14 protein-coding genes and 1 tRNA gene are annotated in these 16,196 nt (G+C 68.3%); 8 read left to right on the top strand and 7 right to left on the bottom strand.

The features are described from left to right. Window positions 1-15: 15 nt before the first annotated feature. The 3 genes from modA to C7T96_RS06610 form a co-directional block, all read right to left on the bottom strand. Window positions 16-825 carry a molybdate ABC transporter substrate-binding protein gene (gene modA, locus C7T96_RS06620; RefSeq protein WP_106570376.1) on the bottom strand — a complete coding sequence of 270 codons (810 nt, stop codon included), beginning with the start codon at window positions 823-825 and terminating at the stop codon, window positions 16-18. Between the two features lie 171 nt (window positions 826-996). Beyond that, entirely contained in the window at window positions 997-3,051 is a 2,055-nt protein-coding gene (locus C7T96_RS06615) for a bifunctional aldolase/short-chain dehydrogenase (protein WP_106570375.1), read from the bottom strand. Between the two features lie 92 nt (window positions 3,052-3,143). Next, complete coding sequence (locus tag C7T96_RS06610) at window positions 3,144-3,524, bottom strand: cupin domain-containing protein (RefSeq protein ID WP_106570374.1); 381 nt, start codon at window positions 3,522-3,524, stop codon at window positions 3,144-3,146. A 249-nt stretch (window positions 3,525-3,773) separates the two neighbouring features. Here C7T96_RS06610 and C7T96_RS06605 point away from each other — a divergent pair, with 249 nt between their 5' ends. The 3 genes from C7T96_RS06605 (at window position 3,774) to htpG (ending at window position 8,075) form a co-directional block, all read left to right on the top strand. Beyond that, window positions 3,774-5,102 (top strand): amidohydrolase, encoded by a 1,329-nt coding sequence (locus C7T96_RS06605; RefSeq protein WP_106570373.1) that lies wholly within the window; start codon window positions 3,774-3,776, stop codon window positions 5,100-5,102. Further along, window positions 5,099-5,962: a purine-nucleoside phosphorylase gene (locus tag C7T96_RS06600; protein ID WP_245414078.1), complete on the top strand. Its 864-nt coding sequence runs from the start codon at window positions 5,099-5,101 to the stop codon at window positions 5,960-5,962. The genes C7T96_RS06605 and C7T96_RS06600 overlap by 4 nt, the downstream gene beginning before the upstream one ends. 205 nt (window positions 5,963-6,167) lie before the next feature. After that, entirely contained in the window at window positions 6,168-8,075 is a 1,908-nt protein-coding gene (gene htpG, locus C7T96_RS06595) for a molecular chaperone HtpG (RefSeq protein ID WP_106570371.1), read from the top strand. 21 nt (window positions 8,076-8,096) lie between these two features. Here htpG and C7T96_RS06590 read toward each other — a convergent pair whose 3' ends face one another. Continuing rightward, complete coding sequence (locus C7T96_RS06590; protein ID WP_106570370.1) at window positions 8,097-9,128, bottom strand: histone deacetylase family protein; 1,032 nt, start codon at window positions 9,126-9,128, stop codon at window positions 8,097-8,099. A gap of 82 nt (window positions 9,129-9,210) precedes the next feature. Further along, window positions 9,211-10,128: a mechanosensitive ion channel family protein gene (locus C7T96_RS06585; RefSeq protein WP_106570369.1), complete on the bottom strand. Its 918-nt coding sequence runs from the start codon at window positions 10,126-10,128 to the stop codon at window positions 9,211-9,213. A gap of 732 nt (window positions 10,129-10,860) precedes the next feature. Here C7T96_RS06585 and C7T96_RS24465 point away from each other — a divergent pair. After that, entirely contained in the window at window positions 10,861-10,995 is a 135-nt protein-coding gene (locus C7T96_RS24465) for a hypothetical protein (protein ID WP_275068991.1), read from the top strand. Window positions 10,996-11,399: 404 nt separating this feature from the next. On the opposite strand, the gene C7T96_RS06580 is transcribed toward C7T96_RS24465, so the two are convergent. Together C7T96_RS06580 and C7T96_RS06575 are read right to left on the bottom strand one after the other, a co-directional pair. Continuing rightward, a tRNA-Leu gene (locus C7T96_RS06580) sits at window positions 11,400-11,484 on the bottom strand. A gap of 359 nt (window positions 11,485-11,843) precedes the next feature. Then, window positions 11,844-12,314 carry a phasin family protein gene (locus tag C7T96_RS06575; RefSeq protein ID WP_158264314.1) on the bottom strand — a complete coding sequence of 157 codons (471 nt, stop codon included), beginning with the start codon at window positions 12,312-12,314 and terminating at the stop codon, window positions 11,844-11,846. Between the two features lie 212 nt (window positions 12,315-12,526). Here C7T96_RS06575 and C7T96_RS06570 point away from each other — a divergent pair, with 212 nt between their 5' ends. From C7T96_RS06570 to C7T96_RS06555, 4 genes are all read left to right on the top strand, one after another. Then, window positions 12,527-13,822: a DUF445 family protein gene (locus C7T96_RS06570; protein WP_106570531.1), complete on the top strand. Its 1,296-nt coding sequence runs from the start codon at window positions 12,527-12,529 to the stop codon at window positions 13,820-13,822. A 72-nt stretch (window positions 13,823-13,894) separates the two neighbouring features. After that, a complete protein-coding gene (gene phaP, locus C7T96_RS06565) occupies window positions 13,895-14,326 on the top strand; it encodes a TIGR01841 family phasin (protein WP_106570367.1) in 432 nt (143 codons plus the stop codon). A 73-nt stretch (window positions 14,327-14,399) separates the two neighbouring features. Continuing rightward, window positions 14,400-15,668: an alpha-hydroxy-acid oxidizing protein gene (locus tag C7T96_RS06560; RefSeq protein ID WP_199190422.1), complete on the top strand. Its 1,269-nt coding sequence runs from the start codon at window positions 14,400-14,402 to the stop codon at window positions 15,666-15,668. A gap of 13 nt (window positions 15,669-15,681) precedes the next feature. Then, window positions 15,682-16,161 carry a MaoC family dehydratase gene (locus tag C7T96_RS06555; protein ID WP_106570365.1) on the top strand — a complete coding sequence of 160 codons (480 nt, stop codon included), beginning with the start codon at window positions 15,682-15,684 and terminating at the stop codon, window positions 16,159-16,161. Window positions 16,162-16,196 lie beyond the last annotated feature (35 nt).

Here is a 16,196-nt window from a genome sequence, read left to right as displayed (position 1 = left end):
TCGTCGCGGCGGCGTTCAGTTGGTCGTCGTGCCGGCGAGCGGCACGAAGCCCTGCTCGGCAAAGATCGCCGCGGCCGCTGGCGATTCCAGGAAGGCCAGGAAGGCGCGCGCCGCGTCCTTGTCGATCCCGGCCATCAACGCGGCGGCGTAGACGATCGGCGGGTGGGTCTCTTCCGGGAAAAGACCAACCACGCGCACGTCGGCATCGGCGGCGGCGTCGGTCTGGTAGACGATGCCGAGCGGCGCCTCGCCGGTCGAGACAAGGGCCAGCGCGGCGCGCACGTTTTCGGCCTGCGCGACGCGCGGCGCAGCGGCGTCCCAGGCTCCGAGCGACCGCAGCGCCGCCTTGCCGTAGCGGCCGGCCGGAACCGCGTCGGTATTGGCCATGGCAAGGCGGCCGTCCTCGCCAAGGGCTGTGCGAAGGTCGAGGCCCGGTTCGATGGCAAGCTCGGCCGTGCTGCCCTTCGGCGCGATCAGCACCAGCCGGTTCGACAGGAGCCGTCGTTCGCTCGCCGCGTCGGTCAACCCACGCTCTGACAGATAATCCATCCAGTCGAGATTGGCCGACACGAACAGGTCGGCCGGCGCGCCCTGCTCGATCTGGCGCGCCAGCGCCGAGCTGCCGGCATAGGAGACCGCCACCGTCGCGCCGGTCTTGTCAGCCCAGGCCGCGCCGATTTCGTCGAGGGCGTCACGCAGGCTGGCAGCGGCGAAGACCAGCACCCTGTCGGCAGCCCGGGCCGGCGCCGGAAGCGCCGACAGGCTCGCAAATGCCAGAAGGAGCACGGCACTGACGGCAACATAAAAGCGAGACGGATGCGACATGAATTCCCTCCAGCGATCACCGGGACGCGCGGAACGACCGTCCGGCGCCCGCCATTCGATATATTTCATTGAATATAACGAATGGCCCGTCAAGGATTTTGTGATCGCGCGGGGCTCGAGCGATGGCCGGAGCGCGACGGGCCGGTGTCCCGCCCCGACCGCCGACAAGCGCTAACGCAGCGCGGCGGCGATGTTGCCGCCATCGACCGTGGTTACGCCGGCGGTGGTGCGGTCGGCGAGCGCCTGGTCGAGAAAGGCCCGGGCGACGTCGCGGGCGGTGACCTCCTGGCCGAGCAGATTGCCCGACAGATAATCCTTTTCCGAAAGCTGGCGCGCCTGCGCGCGACTGGCGATCATCTGGTCGGTCAGCAGGCCGGAGCGGATGCGGTCGGCATTGACCGCGTTGGAACGGATGCCGATCGCGCCACATTCGAGCGCGTATTGGCGCGACAAAAACAGCGTCGCCGCCTTCGGCAGGCCGTAGGCGCCGAATCTGGCGCCCGGATTCACCGCCTGTTTGGACACGTTGAACAAAAGCACGCCGCCGGTCTGCTGCTGTTTCATCACCCGGACCGCCTGTTGGGCGACGCGTTGATGGGCGAAGAAATTGAGTTCGAAACTGTCGCGCAGCGCCTTTTCCGACACCGTGCCGATCTCGCCCTCCGTTGCCGCCCCGGCATTTGAAACGAGAATGTCGATGCCGCCGAAACGTTCCACCGCCGTCCTGAACAGCGCCGCCACGCTGTCGGCGTCGGTCACGTCGCAGGCATGGCCGATCGCGGCGTTGCCGGCCGCCTTGGCCGCGCTCCCGGCGCGGGCCGGATCGAGATCGGCGACCACGACATGGGCGCCGTTTTCGGCGAAGAGCCTGGCGGTCGCCGCGCCGATGGCACCGCCGCCCCCTGTGATGACCGCCACCTGGCCGGTCAGCGGCAAATATGTCGCGCCAGCGAGCTTGGCCTGCTCCAGCGACCAATATTCGAGCCGAAACAACTCGTCCTCCGGCAGCGGGGTAAAACGGCCGAGCCGCTCGGCCCCGGTGACGGCCTCGATCCAGATTTCGCCGACATCGGCCGAAATGCGCGCGTCCTTGGCGGTGCGGCCGAAGCCGAACAGGCCGAGACCCGGCACCAGCGCCAGACGCGGCATCGGGTCGAGCATGGTGCGCGCGACGTCGTCGAGCGCGTCGCACCGGGCGAAATAGGCCGAATAATACCCGACGAAATCGGCGACGCGTTCACGAGCCCTGCGCGCCCAACCGTCGAGATCGGCAGGATCCGGGGCCGGCAGGATCACGGGCCGGTTCTTGATGCGGATGGTGAGATCGGGCGTCGAGACGCCGCGCGTGCCGTAATCTTCCAGATCGGCGCCGTCGACGAAGGCGCGCACGGCATGCGAGCCCCGGAAATCGGCGACGAAGCGGGTGAAGCGGCCTTCGCCCAGCGCCTGGGCGACCGCGCCGCGCAGGATCGGGGCGATCTCCTCGACCCCGGCGATTTCGCTCGGCAGTTTAGCCGGCGCAAAAACCTCTTTTGCGTTTGCCTCGACATGCGCCTCGGCGAGGCTGACGAAGTGGATCATGCGCTCATAGGCCTGCCTGGCCGTGTCGCCGAAGGTGAAGATGCCGTGCTTGTCGAGGATCAGGCCCTCGACCGACGGATCGGCCTCGTAGACCTCCGCCGCGACCTTGGCGAGATCGAACCCCGGCATGATATAGGGCACGAAGCCGAGCTTTTTGCCGAACACGGTGTCGCAGATCGCGCGGCTCTGGTCCTGGTCGACCAGCGCCAGGATAGCGGTTGAATGGGTGTGGTCGACGAAACGATGCGGCAGAAAAGCATGCAGCAGCGTCTCGACGGAGGGATTGGGCGATTTCGGGTCGAGCAGGTTGAGGCGCTGCAGCGCCACCATGTCCTCGTCGGCGAGCGCGTCGAGGGCGCGGGCGCGCAGAAGCGGCGCGAGTTTCACCGCCGGCAGGCCGGCTGGCTCGATCACCGCCATGTCCCAGCCCGAGCCCTTCACGCACAGCACCTCGTGCGTGTCGCCGATCAGGTCGGTGCGGCGGGTCTTGTAGGACGTGTTGCCGCCGCCATGCAGCACAAGGCTGGGATCGTTGCCCAGCAGCCGGGTGGTGTAGACGCGCAGCGCCATCTCCTCCTCCACCCCTTTGGCGGCATAGTCGGCGACGATCTTGGCGGCGTCGGCGTCGTTCCAGCGGCTATGCATGACTAACCTCGGTCTGCTCGGCGCGCGCGGCACGGCGGGCACCATTCGGAAAGGAGTGGGTCGAGTACGGCGCGGTCGATGCGGCCATCGTGTCAGCCTTCACCGCCGTCTTCCAGATCGACATAGCAGGCCGGCGTGAAGCGCGGCGTGCACAGGCAATAAAATTCCAGGTCGTCGGGCCCGTCATTGGCGATGCGTTGCGCGGCGCCGGCGGCGATCAGCACCTGGTCGCCCGGGCCGAGCGGCTGGCGGCGGCCGTCGATCTCGACCGTGGCCCGTCCCTTGCGCACGACATAGCGCTCCGCCACCCCGTCGAGCCGGTGAAGCTGCGTCGTCACGCCCGGCGCCACGCGGGCGAGCGCCAGCGAGACTTCGGGCGATTTTTCCGAGTTCAGCAATTCGGTGATGAAGCAACGCTCGCCGGTGAAGATTTCCGATCCCGTCTCGCCCGCGATGAACCATTCCGGCCGCATGCCGTATCCTCGCACCGTTGCCGCTCCCGCCCGCTGTCTAGCATGTCTTTGACAATTGTCAATTTGATTGCTTTTTGTCAGAAATCGCGCCGCACGGATCAAAGCCGCGCCGCAGGATGCCGGCGAACCGCAACCGGCGCAGACACGTTCTTGGCGGCGGTTGACAGGACCGGCCGCAGCCGGCTCTTGATTGGAGCGATTGCCGCGAGTGCCCGCTACGACAGGACGAGACGGATCAAGGGGGATCGGATGAACAAGGACGCCTCGGATCTGGTGATCCGAAACGCAACCGTGGTCACCGCAGACCAGGATCGCCGCGTGATTGCGGATGGCGGCGTGGCGGTATCGCAAGGCCGGATCGTCGCCGTGGGCACCGCTGCCGAGCTGGCGCCATGGCAAGCCGGTGCGGCGCGGGTGATCGACGCCTCCGGCATGATCTTGATGCCCGGCCTGATCAACACCCATTGCCATGCCGGCGACAGCCTGTTTCGCGGCCTGGTCGAGGATCTGCCGCTGGAGGCCTGGCTGCAGACGGTGTGGAAGGCCGAGGGCGCGATCCTCAATGCAGAGACATCCTATCTGGGCACGGTGCTGGGCTTTGCCGAACAGCTCTTGACCGGCGTGACCACGGTGATGGACATGTTCTGGTTTCCGCACGAGACGGTGCGCGCGGCACGCACGCTCGGCATGCGGGTGTCGACCGGCGGGATCTTCTTCGACCCGCCCGGCGTCAACGGCCACACGCCGGACAGGCGGATTGCGGAAGCCGAACGGTTCTTCGCCGATTTCTCCGCTGCCGACGACGTGTTCGCGGCGGCGATGCCGCACGGCGCCTACACGGTTTCGCCCGAAAGTCTCAAGCGCGCGCGCCAGATCGCCGACAGCCATGGCGGGCTCTATTCCATCCATGCGGCCGAAACCCGGGCCGAGCAGGCCGACATTCAGACGCGCTACGGGCGCTCCGTCATCCGCCATCTCGACGCGCACGGGCTGCTCGACGAGCGCACCGTGCTGGCGCATTGCGTCCATCTCGACGACGAGGAGATCGCCATCCTGGCACGAACCCGCGCCGTCGTCTCCCACAATCCAGTCTCCAACCTGAAGCTCGGTTCGGGCATCGCCCGCATCCCCGACATGCTGGCGGCCGGCGTGCGGGTCACGCTGGGCACCGACGGCGCCATCAGCGGCAACGATCTCGACATGTGGCTGGCGCTGCGGCTGGCGGCCATGCTGCACAAGGGCGCCAACGAAAAGGCCGACGCCGTCGCCACGCACCAGGCGCTCGACATGCTGACGCGCGAGGCCGCCGACGCGCTCGGCGCGGGAGAAAAGATCGGAAGTCTGGAAACGGGCAAGTTCGCCGACATGGTTTTGCTCGACGCCAGCCGGCCACACGCCGTGCCGATGTTCGACCCGGTCACCCATCTGGTCTATTCCGCCGGCAAATCGGATGTGCGCCACGTCTTCCTGGCCGGCGAGCAGGTCGTGGCCGACGGGCGGCTTGTCCGCCTCGATCTCGGCGAAACGCTGGCTGCGGTCCGGGCGCTGACCCCGACAATCGCGGCGAGCATCGCGTGAGCGCCCGCCAAAAGGACAGGGACGGCATGGCTGCCGCCCAGCGCGACAGGCTCGATGCGGCACTTGCCGCCGTGCGCGCGCTGACCGGGCGGCCCTGCGACACGGCCATCATTCTCGGCTCCGGCCTCGGCGAGCTGGCCGACAAGGTGGTCGATCCGGTCGCCGTCGCCTATCGGCGTATCGACGGGTTTCCGGTGTCCACGGCGCCGAGCCATCGCGGCCGGCTGGTGTTCGGCACGCTGTTCGGGCGACAGGCGGTGCTGATGCAAGGACGCTTCCACCTCTACGAAGGCTGGGCACCGCGCGACATCGCGCTCGCCGTCTATCTGCTGCACCGGCTCGGGGCGCGCCGGCTGATCGTCACCAACGCCGCCGGCGCGCTCGACCCCGCCTATCGGCCAGGCGACATGATGGTGATCAAAGACCATCTCAACTTCACCGGGCTCAACCCGCTGACGGGCCCGAACGACGAAACGATCGGGCCGCGCTTTCCCGACCTGTCGCGCGCCTACGACCCCGACCTTGCCGCCGCCGCGCTCGCCGCGGCCGCACGCGCCGGGGTCGCGGCCCATGCCGGCATCTATGCCGGCATTGCCGGGCCGTCGCTGGAAACCTCGGCCGAGCGACGATTTTTGCGCTCGGCCGGCGCCGACGCGGTTGGCATGTCGACCGTGCACGAGGTCATCGCCGCCGCTCATGTCGGCCTGAAGACGATCGGACTTTCGGCGATCACCAACAAGGCGACCGGAGGGCCCGACCAGCAGCCGGACACGATCGAGGACGTGCTCGCCCATGCACGGATAGCCGGCAAAAAGATCGCGGCGCTGCTTGCCGTCCTGCTGCCCGGCCTTGGCGATTGAGCGCCGGCGATGGCGGCATGGGCGTCCGTCCGGCTTGGTGATACCCGCATTGCAGGCTGGCACCCTTCGCGCGGCCGCAAAAACCCTTTGGCCGGCGATCCACGACAATGCTAGAGCGGTTCGCTGCCGGACTGCCCGCGCGCGGCGCGCCCTCGCCGCGTGGCGTTCGCGCAGCCCTCAACCATACGACCTGACGGACAAGCCCATGACCGACACTTCTTCCGCACCCGCCGAAAACCATGTCTTCGAGGCCGATGTCGCGCGCCTGCTCACGCTGATGGTGCATTCGGTCTATTCCGAGCGCGACGTGTTCCTGCGCGAGCTGATTTCCAACGCGGCCGATGCCTGCGAGAAGCTGCGTTACGAGGCGATTGCGGAGCCGGCCTTGCTCGGCGACGACCCGCAGGCGCAGATCACGCTTATCGCCGACCCCGAAGGCGGCACGCTCAGCGTTGTCGATAACGGCATCGGCATGAGCCGCAACGAGCTGACCGAGGCGCTCGGCACCATCGCCCGCTCCGGCACCAAGGCGTTCCTGGAGCGCGTCGCGGCGCAAGGCGGCGACAACGGCCTCGACGGCGATCGGCTGATCGGCCAGTTCGGCATCGGCTTCTACTCCGCCTTCATGGTCGCGGGTAGGGTCGACGTGTTTTCGCGTCGCGCCGGCTCCGAAGAGGCCTGGCGCTGGTCGTCGGACGGCAGCGGCAGCTACGAGATCGCGCCGGCCGCGCTCGAAGACGCGCCCGCACGCGGCACGCGTGTCGTGCTGACTCTCAAGGACGACGCCAAAAGCTTCGCCGAGCGCGCCACGGTGGAACGGATCGTCAAGGCCCAGTCCGGCCACGTGCCGGTGCCGATCCTGATCGCCGAAAAGCCCGGCGCGGAGGCGGAACCGGTGACCGACGGCTCGGCGCTGTGGGCGAAGCAGAAAACGGAGATCACGCCGGAGGACTATGCCGATTTCTATCGCGGTCTGTCGGGCCAATATGACGAGCCGGCACTGACGGTGCATTTCCGCGCCGAGGGCCGGCACGAATATTCGGCGCTCGCCTTCGTGCCGGGCGCGCGCCCGTTCGACCTGTTCGATCCCGACCGCAAGGGCCGCGTCAAGCTCTACGTCAAGCGCGTCTTCATCACCGACGATGCCGAGCTCCTGCCGCGCTATCTGCGCTTCGTGCGCGGGCTGGTCGACACGGCCGACCTGCCGCTCAACGTCTCGCGCGAGATGATCCAGGAAAGCCCGATCCTGGCCGCGATCCGCAAGGGCCTGACCAACCGCATCCTGACCGCGCTGGAAAAGCTGGCCGAGAGCGAGCCGGACACATTCGCCGCCGTGTGGCGCGATTTCGGCGGCGTCCTGAAGGAAGGCATCTACGAGGATTTCGAACGCCAGGAGCAATTGCTCGGCCTGGCGCGGTTCCGCACGACCGAAACGGGCGCCGAGTGGCGCGCGCTGAAGGACTATGTCGCGGCCATGAAGGACACCCAGCAGGCGATCTATTTCCTCGCCGGCGACGATCTGGAGCGGCTCAGGACCTCGCCGCAGCTCGAAGGGTTCCGCGCCCGCGGGCTGGAGGTGCTGTTGCTGTCGGATCCGGTCGACAGTTTCTGGGCCGCCACCGCGCAGGGGTTCGAGGGCAAGCCGTTCCGCTCCGTCACCCAGGGCGCGGCGGACCTGGCCGACATCCCGCGTCTCGACGCCGACAAGGACCAAGACGCGGCACCGGAGGCGGACCCCGCCACCGCGACGCTGATCGCCTTTGCCAAGACGGTGCTGGAGGACGCGGTCTGCGACGTGCGCGCCTCCGAGCGCCTGACCGAAAGCGCGGTCTGCCTGGTCGCACCGGAAGGCGGTCCCGACCGCCAGCTCGAGCGTATCCTCAAGGGTGCGGGCCAGGCCGGCGAGGCGGCCAAGCCGGTGCTGGAAATCAATCCGCGCCACGCCCTGGTGAAGGCGCTTGCGGCCGCATCGGCCGACGCGGCGCTGCGCGAGGACGCCGTCCGGCTGCTTTACGACGAGGCGCTGATCCTCGACGGCGAACGGGTCGGCGACGCGCGCGGCTTCTCCGAACGGCTGGCGCGCGTGTTGCACCAGGCGCTCGGCGGAGCCTAGGCGCGGCCGGGCGCCCGCCGCCTATGCGCCCTCGAAACCGGTCAGAACGCCGACGGCGTTGACGCCGATCTCGGCGACCGCATAACCGCCCTCCATCACGAACAAGGTCGGCAGGTCGAGCCCGGCGATGCGCGCGCCGATGTGCGGATAGTCGTGCGAGCGCAGCCGGAAGGCGCTGATCGGGTCCTTTTCGAACGTGTCGACGCCGAGCGAGACGACCAGTATGTCGGGCGCGTAGGCGGCGATCCGGGCCAGTGCGTCGTCGAGCGCGGCACTCCAGCCGGCCCAGTCGGTGCCGGCCGGCAGCGGGTAGTTGAGGTTGAAGCCCTCGCCCGGCCCCGCGCCGCGCTCGTCGCGATGGCCCAGGAAATGCGGATATTCGGTCAGCGGATCACCGTGCAGATTGACCACCTGCACGTCGGCGCGGGCATAAAAGATCTCCTGCGTGCCGTTGCCGTGATGATAGTCGATGTCGAGGATGGTGACGCGCCCCGCGCCGCGGTCGCGGAACCATTGCGCGGCGATGGCGGCGTTGTTGAGATAGCAATAGCCGCCCATGAAGGCGGTCCCGGCGTGATGGCCGGGCGGGCGGCAAAGCGCGAAGGCGGCCCGCTCGCCGGCGGCGACAAGACCGGCCGCCGTCAGCGCGGTGTCGAAGGAGGATTTGATCGCCTCCCAGCTTCCCGCCACGAAACTCGCACCGCCGTCGAAGGAATAATAACCGAGCAGCGCCTCGACCGTCTTCGGCGGCACGTCGGCGCGCAGGCCGCGCACCGGCCACACGAACGGCATTGCCGGCGTGTCGTGGCCGGCGTCGCGCCACATCGGCCAGACCCGCGGCAGGAAATCGACATAGGCGGCGGCGTGCACGCGCTTGGCGGCCTCGATGTCGTGCGGGGCGGGCTCAAGCACCGGCCCGAGCGCGACCGCCTCGATGCGCTCGCGGATATGCCTGGCGCGCATCGGGTTTTCGAAGCCGGGCACGATCGCGCCGCCGACCAGTTCGGTCTGACCGGCATGGCCGGCATGGCGCGGCGAAAAGACGGTTTTCATGAGCCCTCCGCAAACGCGCCGGCATCGGCGCCGTTTGCGCCGACTTGATCACGGAAGCCGGCGGCCGCGCAAGACCGGCCCGTCAGTGCGGCGCGGGCGCAGCGTTCGGGAGCCGGCTATCGGCGCTCACCCGCAGGCGGGTCTGCGGCGGACGCAAGCCGTATTCCCGGACAGCGACATCGATCGTGGAAAGCACCGCGTCGCGACAATCGATGTCCTCGGCGAAACTGGGCACCCAGAACCGCACGGCATAGCGAATGCCCTCGGCTTCGTAGGAGACGACGCGCACATCGGGCTCGGGCGTTCTCTGGATGATCGTCGGCTTCGCCGCCGCCTGGGCGAGGATGGTTCTGGCGAGCGCGACCGGAACCTCGTGGTCGAGCAGGATCTGCACATGTGTCCGGTAGTGCCGGCGCGGGGCGCTGTAATTGGTCACGCGCTGGCGCGCGATCCGGCTGTTGGGCAGGATGGTGTAGGTGTCGTCGCGGGTCAGAAGCCGCGTCGTGCGCCAGCCGATCTCGACGATGCGCCCGCGCACGGCATTGTCGATCTCGACCCAGTCGCCGATCCGGTACGGCGCTTCCAGGCCGAGCGCGATGCCCGACAGGACATCGGCCAGCACGTTGCGGATGGCGAAGCCGAGAACCGCGAGAACCAGGCCCGATCCCGCCAGTGCCCCGCTCAACGACTGGCCGAAGACCAGGATGATCGTGGCGACCGTGGCCGCGATGAAAAGCGCGACCGAAACCAGTTCGACCAACAGCTTGGGTACGCGGCGCCGGCGCGCGCCGACACGTTCCAGCGCCAGGCCCACCAGACGGCCGCCAAGCCAGGCCGCCGCGAAATAGCTGGCGGCCCCGGCAATCAGGCCGAGCGCGGTGGCGTCGATCTCCAGCCGCGCGGCATCGATCACGCGCCGATGCACGAGATAGACCGCCACGCTGACGATCAGGGCGAGTGTCGGCCAGAGCGTACGCCGCGCGCCGCCGACAGCGCTCATGCCGGGTCCGCGCGCCGGCTGCCGCGGCGCACATGCGCGGCCGCGCCGCCAAGGTTGAGAGATGCGGATTGCCCGCCCGCCCGATCGGTGCCGGCAGGGGTATTGAGGGGTCTGAAACACCAGGTGCAGCGAATGGCCGCACGCGGCGCGGCACGATTGCAATGATCGCAGAACAACGTCCCGAAACGCGTGGTCACGGTCGAACTCCTATGCGCGCGTCCTGCGCGCGCCAACATGGTCATGAAGGTTAGCGTGGAGGACCCGGAACGGGAGCGATCGCGATGTTGGTTAGGCCGCCGCGACCCCATTCCGGGCAAAGACAGGCGTCTTGCGGAATGGCCTAGGTTGGAGATGGCGGGTTCGCGTGCACATGGTTTCTAGATGGCTACCAATTGGGGCAAATACAAGGACGCGCGCCGCCGGCCGGTCCGGTTTGACTTTCCCGGCGGCGCGGCCGATGCTGGCCCGATCATGATTGGCATCGTCCTTCCTGCCGGGGTCTTCGGCACCGCCTACCGGCTCTCACGCCGCTAGCCCTGGTTCGCCACGCGTCCAAGGCTCGCCAGGAGCCTTCGCGACCGAACCAGGGTGATCTTCGCGCCCCTCAGGCCAGACCGCAACGGCGGCGCCTCGGGCACTCGACCTCGAATCAGACCTGTCCGTCCGTCGGGCCTCGGCGTGCGCTGCACGCCGCGCCAGGCGGATACGGCATGCCGTGCAAAGGAACCGCACATGTCGAAGAAGAACCGCAAGGGCAACCGGGAAGCCAGAAAACCCAAACAACCCAAACAGGCGCCGGAGGCCGCGTCCTCGGTGGCCGAACTGGGCAGGGCGCGTCAGCCCGGCAAGAGGCAGGCCGGCAAATAGCCGCGCCGGCTCCAGGCCCGCGCCCACGCCACGCGGGCCTGGATCACCCTGCGCGCATCGACCGTCACGACGCGCCCGCTCGTGTGACGTCGGTACGATCCCGCCGATGGGTTCCTAAAGGGTGCGGATGACAATTTTCCCGGCACGTTGCCGCCGCACGCCCCGCGACCGACGCTGCTCGAACAACCGAAATGCGCTGCCCGCCAAGGACGGTCGACGGCGGCCCGGGCCGGCCGGGATGTCGATCAGGGGGGCCGATTGTGTGTCCCGTCGCCCGAACGACGGCCGAAAACACCGTCCAGGCGGGGGATCCTGGTGAATTGCTTACTTGATCGACGAAGGGTGGGGCGGCCAGGTTCGCGACGTCGCCGATGCGGCGATCAAACCACGGCTCAAGAGAGCCATGGTGCCCAGGAGAGGACTCGAACCTCCACGCCTTGCGGCACACGGACCTGAACCGTGCGCGTCTACCAATTCCGCCACCTGGGCAGGTGTGCGGCCCCGTTTATGCGGGCCGCCGTGCCGTGTCAATCGGATATCGGCGCGTCATGGCGGGGTTTTTGTCGCGGCCGGAAGGCGCCGCACCCCGCACTGGCCCGGCGCGAGCAAAACCCGTCCGGAACCGCGCAGCGGAAGGCGGCCGCACGCGGGAGCCTCAGGGAAGGGGCGTGGCGTGCGTGGGGCCGCTATTCCCGCCCGGCCGGCCGCGCCACAACATGACCCGCCGCACGCCCGCGAACGCAAAAGCCCCGCCGGAGATCGGCGGGGCTTGTCGGGGCTTGTCGGCGGTTTTCGAGCCGCCTGGACGGCGCTGCCATCTTCCGGCCCGCGGACCGGAAGGCCAGGCGTCAGGCGGCAAATTTTGCCATGCCGGCGCGAAGCTCGGCGGCGCTGTCGGCGGCCGCCTTGCCGGCCGCTTCACCGGCGGCGCGGACGCGCTCGACATTGGCCTTGGCGTTTTCGCGCAGGAACTCGGCCTGGATTTCGAACGTTTCGCCGACGCTGTTGGCGCCGGCCAGTTTCTCGGCCGTGGTCAGCGCGTGCCGAAGATTGGCGAAGCCGGCTTCGACGACGTCACGGGCGGCACTGACGGAATGGCCGACAACGGTCTCGGTCAGCTTCTCGGCCGAGGCGACGGCATCGCGGACGCCGAGATGCGCCTGCTCGGCGCGCTCCCTGGCCGAAACCGCGCCGCGCTGCGCGAAATCGCGCGCGGCGGCCGGAACGTCCATCTTGCCGTAAAGGCCTTCGAAAGCCTGGCGGAACTGATCGAAATAGGCGGCGGTCTCGGTGTGGGCGGTGTTGGTCTTGCGGGTCATTTTCGTCTCCATTCTTTGCAAAAGCCATGGGCGCCCCGTCTCTCAGGCCCGGGGCGTGGTCTTCATATAGGTCCGCATATTGTGCATTGCAACATATTTTGTGCATTGCACAATAGTCCGTTCGACGGCCCGGAGCCGTCCCGGCGGCGGTGGCAATGCACATGACGAAAACCGATATTGAGAGGGCCGCCCATGCCGCCGAAGGACAGCCGATGGCCGAGAGCCGCTCCCCCCAGCCCGCCGCCGCAGCGCAGGACCAGGACGCCGAGAAGGAACGCGCGCTGAAACGCATCAAGCGCGCGGCAACCCTTACCTTGTTGATGTGCATCGCACTTTTTGTCGGTGCGCGCCTGCTTGAGCCGCACGCGCCGGGTCTGGTCTGGCTTGCCGCCTTCGCGGAAGCCGCCGCGATCGGCGGCATTGCCGACTGGTATGCGGTGGTGGCGCTGTTTCGCCGTCCGCTCGGCCTGCCGATCCCGCACACCGCGATCATTCCGGCCAACCAGACCCGCATCGCCGACAATCTCGGCGGCTTCATCGAGGCGAATTTTTTGGCGCCGGCGCCGGTGCGCGCCAAGCTCGGCGCGATCGACTTCGCCGCGCATGTGGCCGACTGGCTCTCCGACCGCAGGCGGGCGGACGGGCTGGCACGGTTCATGACCCGCATGGTGCCGCAGACGCTGGACGCGCTGGAGGAATCCGGCCTGCCGCGCTTTCTCGCCAGCCGGGCGCGCGCACGGATCGAAACGGTCGAGGTCGCGCCGCTGGCGGCCGGGCTGCTGTCGGCCTTCGTCGCCGACAGGCGCCATCAGAAACTCTTCGACGAACTGATCGCCGCGCTCGGCCGGTTCTTGAACGACGAGGCCGCGCTCGCCGCGCTGCGCGACAAGATCCGCGCCGAACTGCCGACGCTGGCCCGCTATTTCCGCGCCGACGCCTATCTGCTGCACAAGATCGTCGCCGCCGCCGGCACGCTGCTCGATGAGGTCCGCGCCGATCCCGACCACGGACTGCGGCACGAATTCGACCGTTTCGCCGCCGATTTCGTCGCCCAGCTCGCCACGTCGCCGGCCTATGCCGCCCAGGCGGAGCGGCTGAAGCGCGAAGTGCTGGCGCGACCCGAGCTGCGCAACCTTGTCGCCGATCTGTGGGCCGGCCTGCGTCGCTTCCTGCTTGCGGATGCCGGCGCGGACGATTCCGCCACCCGCCGGCATTTGACCCGGCTTTTGACCGATATCGGGCGCCAGCTCGCCCAGGACGACGCCATCCGCGCCGACATGAACCAGGGGTTCGTGACCATGCTGGCCGGATTCGTCGAGACGCAGAAGAGCGGCGTTTCGGCCTTCATCGCCGACCAGGTCAAGCGCTGGGACCTTGCCCAGCTCACACGGCTGGTCGAACTCAATATCGGCCGCGACCTGCAATATATCCGTTTCAACGGCATGATCGTCGGCGGCCTGGCCGGCCTGGCGCTGCATCTCGGCGAGGTGCTGGTGTTCGGCAATTGACGGCGCGAGCACATCGCCTAATCTGAAAGCCGACGGAAACGCCGTCGCCCCTGTTGGAGATGGGAGGAATTCATGGCGAAGAAACCGCACTCGGATTCGATCATCGACCTGTTCGCGAAATTCGGCGAGGATCTGAAAATGCCGAACATGGATATCGAACGGATCATCGAGCACCATCGCAAGAACCTCGAGGCGTTCGAGAAGGCGACAAAAACGGCAGCCGCCGGCGCCGGTGACGTTTTCGGCAAGCAGCGCGCCGCCCTGGAGGAGACCCTGCGCGAGGCCAGCGAGATGGCGCGCGGCTTCCAGGCGCCGGGAAACCCGCAGGACCTGCTCGCCAAACAGGCCGATTTCGCCCGGCGCTCCTTCGAGGCCGCCGTCCGCAATGCCAGCGAGATCGGCGAGGTGATGCGCAAATCCTCCAGCGAGTCGGTCGAGATCCTGCGCGAGCGGATTCGCGAGGCGATGGCCGACATGCGCAACGACAGCGGGTCGCGGACATGATCGCAGCGGCGCCGGCGCGCCAACGCCCATGACGCAAGACACCGGCGCTGCGGCTCCCGGGCGTCGGCGCCAGATGGAGGTTTACGTCACCGGCGCCGGCGGCGCGCGCCCGACCGTTCCGGTTTCCGCAACGCTTCTGGAGGCGCGGGCCGCGCGGGCCATGACGCGGCAGGCCGCCGCCTACGTGATCGGCGGCGCCGGGCTCGAGGCCTCGATGGCGGCCAATCGCGCCGCTTTCGGGCGCCATCGTTTCGTGCCCCGCGTGCTGCGCGACGTCTCGGTGCGCGATCTCGGTGTCGATCTTTTCGGGCGCCGTCACCGCGCGCCATTGCTTCTGGCGCCGATCGGCGTTCTGGAGCTCGTTCATCGCCAAGCCGACCTCGCCGTGGCGCGCGCGGCCGCTGCCACGCAGATCGGCATGGTGTTTTCCAACCAGGCCTCGGTTGCCATGGAGGACTGTGCCGCCGCGATGGGGACCGCGCCGCGATGGTTCCAGCTTTACTGGTCGCGCGACGACGCGTTCGTGCGCTCGCTGCTGGCCCGCGCCGAAAAGGCCGGCTGCGAGGCGATCGTGGTCACGCTCGACACCACGCTTCTCGGCTGGCGGCCGCGGGATCTCGATCTCGGCTACCTGCCGTTTCTGCGCGGCATGGGGCTGGCGCAATATCTGTCCGATCCCGTCTTCCGCGCCAATATTCCCGCCAGTCCGCCCGATACCGGCATTAGGCCGCGCGGTGCGAAACTGCTCGCCACCGCCTACGGCCTGCACCGCAAGGGACGCCAGTTCGGGCTTTCGATGACCGGGATGCGCGCCGCAGCAGCCTATTTCACCGCGACCTATTCCAGGCCCGACCTCAACTGGGCCGACATTGCGCGCCTGCGCGCCATGACCAACCTGCCGATCGTCCTGAAAGGCGTTCGCCACGCCGACGATGCCAGGCTGGCGCGCGAACACGGCGTCGACGGCATCGTGGTGTCCAATCATGGCGGCCGGCAGGTCGATGGCGAGACGGCGACGCTCGACGCCCTGCCCGGGGTGGCGGCGGCGGCGGGAGACCTGCCGGTGCTGCTCGATTCGGGCATCCGCACCGGCGCCGACGTCGCCAAGGCGCTCGCGCTCGGCGCGCGGGCGGTGCTTTTGGGTCGGCCCTATGTCTACGGCCTGGCGCTTGCGGGCGAGACCGGGGTTCGCGAGGTGATCGGCAACATCCTGGCCGAGCTCGACCTGACGCTGGCGCTGTGCGGCCTCGACAACATCGCGGCCCTCGGACCCGGCTGTCTTGCCGCGGACGCGCCGACGGCGGCCCCGAACCGATATGACGGAGGAGAGGATCAGGCATGAGGACAGGGGCGTGATGGCGGGACGAAAGCCGAGCTTCGACGAGTTGACGCGCATGGCCGGCACCGAGCTCGGCGTGTCGTCGTGGATTTGCGTCGACCAATCCATGATCGACCAGTTCGCCGAGACCACGCGCGACCGGCAATGGATCCATATCGATGTCGAACGGGCACAGCGCGAAAGCCCGTACAAGGCGCCGGTCGCGCATGGCTACCTGACGCTCTCGCTGGTCGCCGCGATGAGCTACGAGATCGGTGCCGCGCCGGACGGCACGGTGGCGGCGGTCAATTACGGGCTCGACAGGGTGCGCTTCCTGGCGCCGGTACGGGCCGGCGCGAACATTCGCATGCGCTCCAAGCTGATCTCGTTCGAAAACAAGGGCGAACGACGCTATCTGATGAAATGCCACAACGTGGTCGAGATCGAGGGCGAGGAACAGGCCGCGCTGGTCGCCGACACGCTGGCGCTGCTGGTGGCCGCGCCGGACGCCGCGTGATGCGTGCGGATCGACCGGCGCGCTGTGACGGAAAA

Source organism: Nitratireductor sp. StC3 (assembly GCF_003015025.1).
GTDB classification, from domain to species: Bacteria; Pseudomonadota; Alphaproteobacteria; order Rhizobiales; family Rhizobiaceae; genus Mangrovimarina; species Mangrovimarina alexandrii.
Note: the sequence above shows the minus strand (reverse complement) of the source record. Positions and strands in the feature narration are given on the sequence as shown.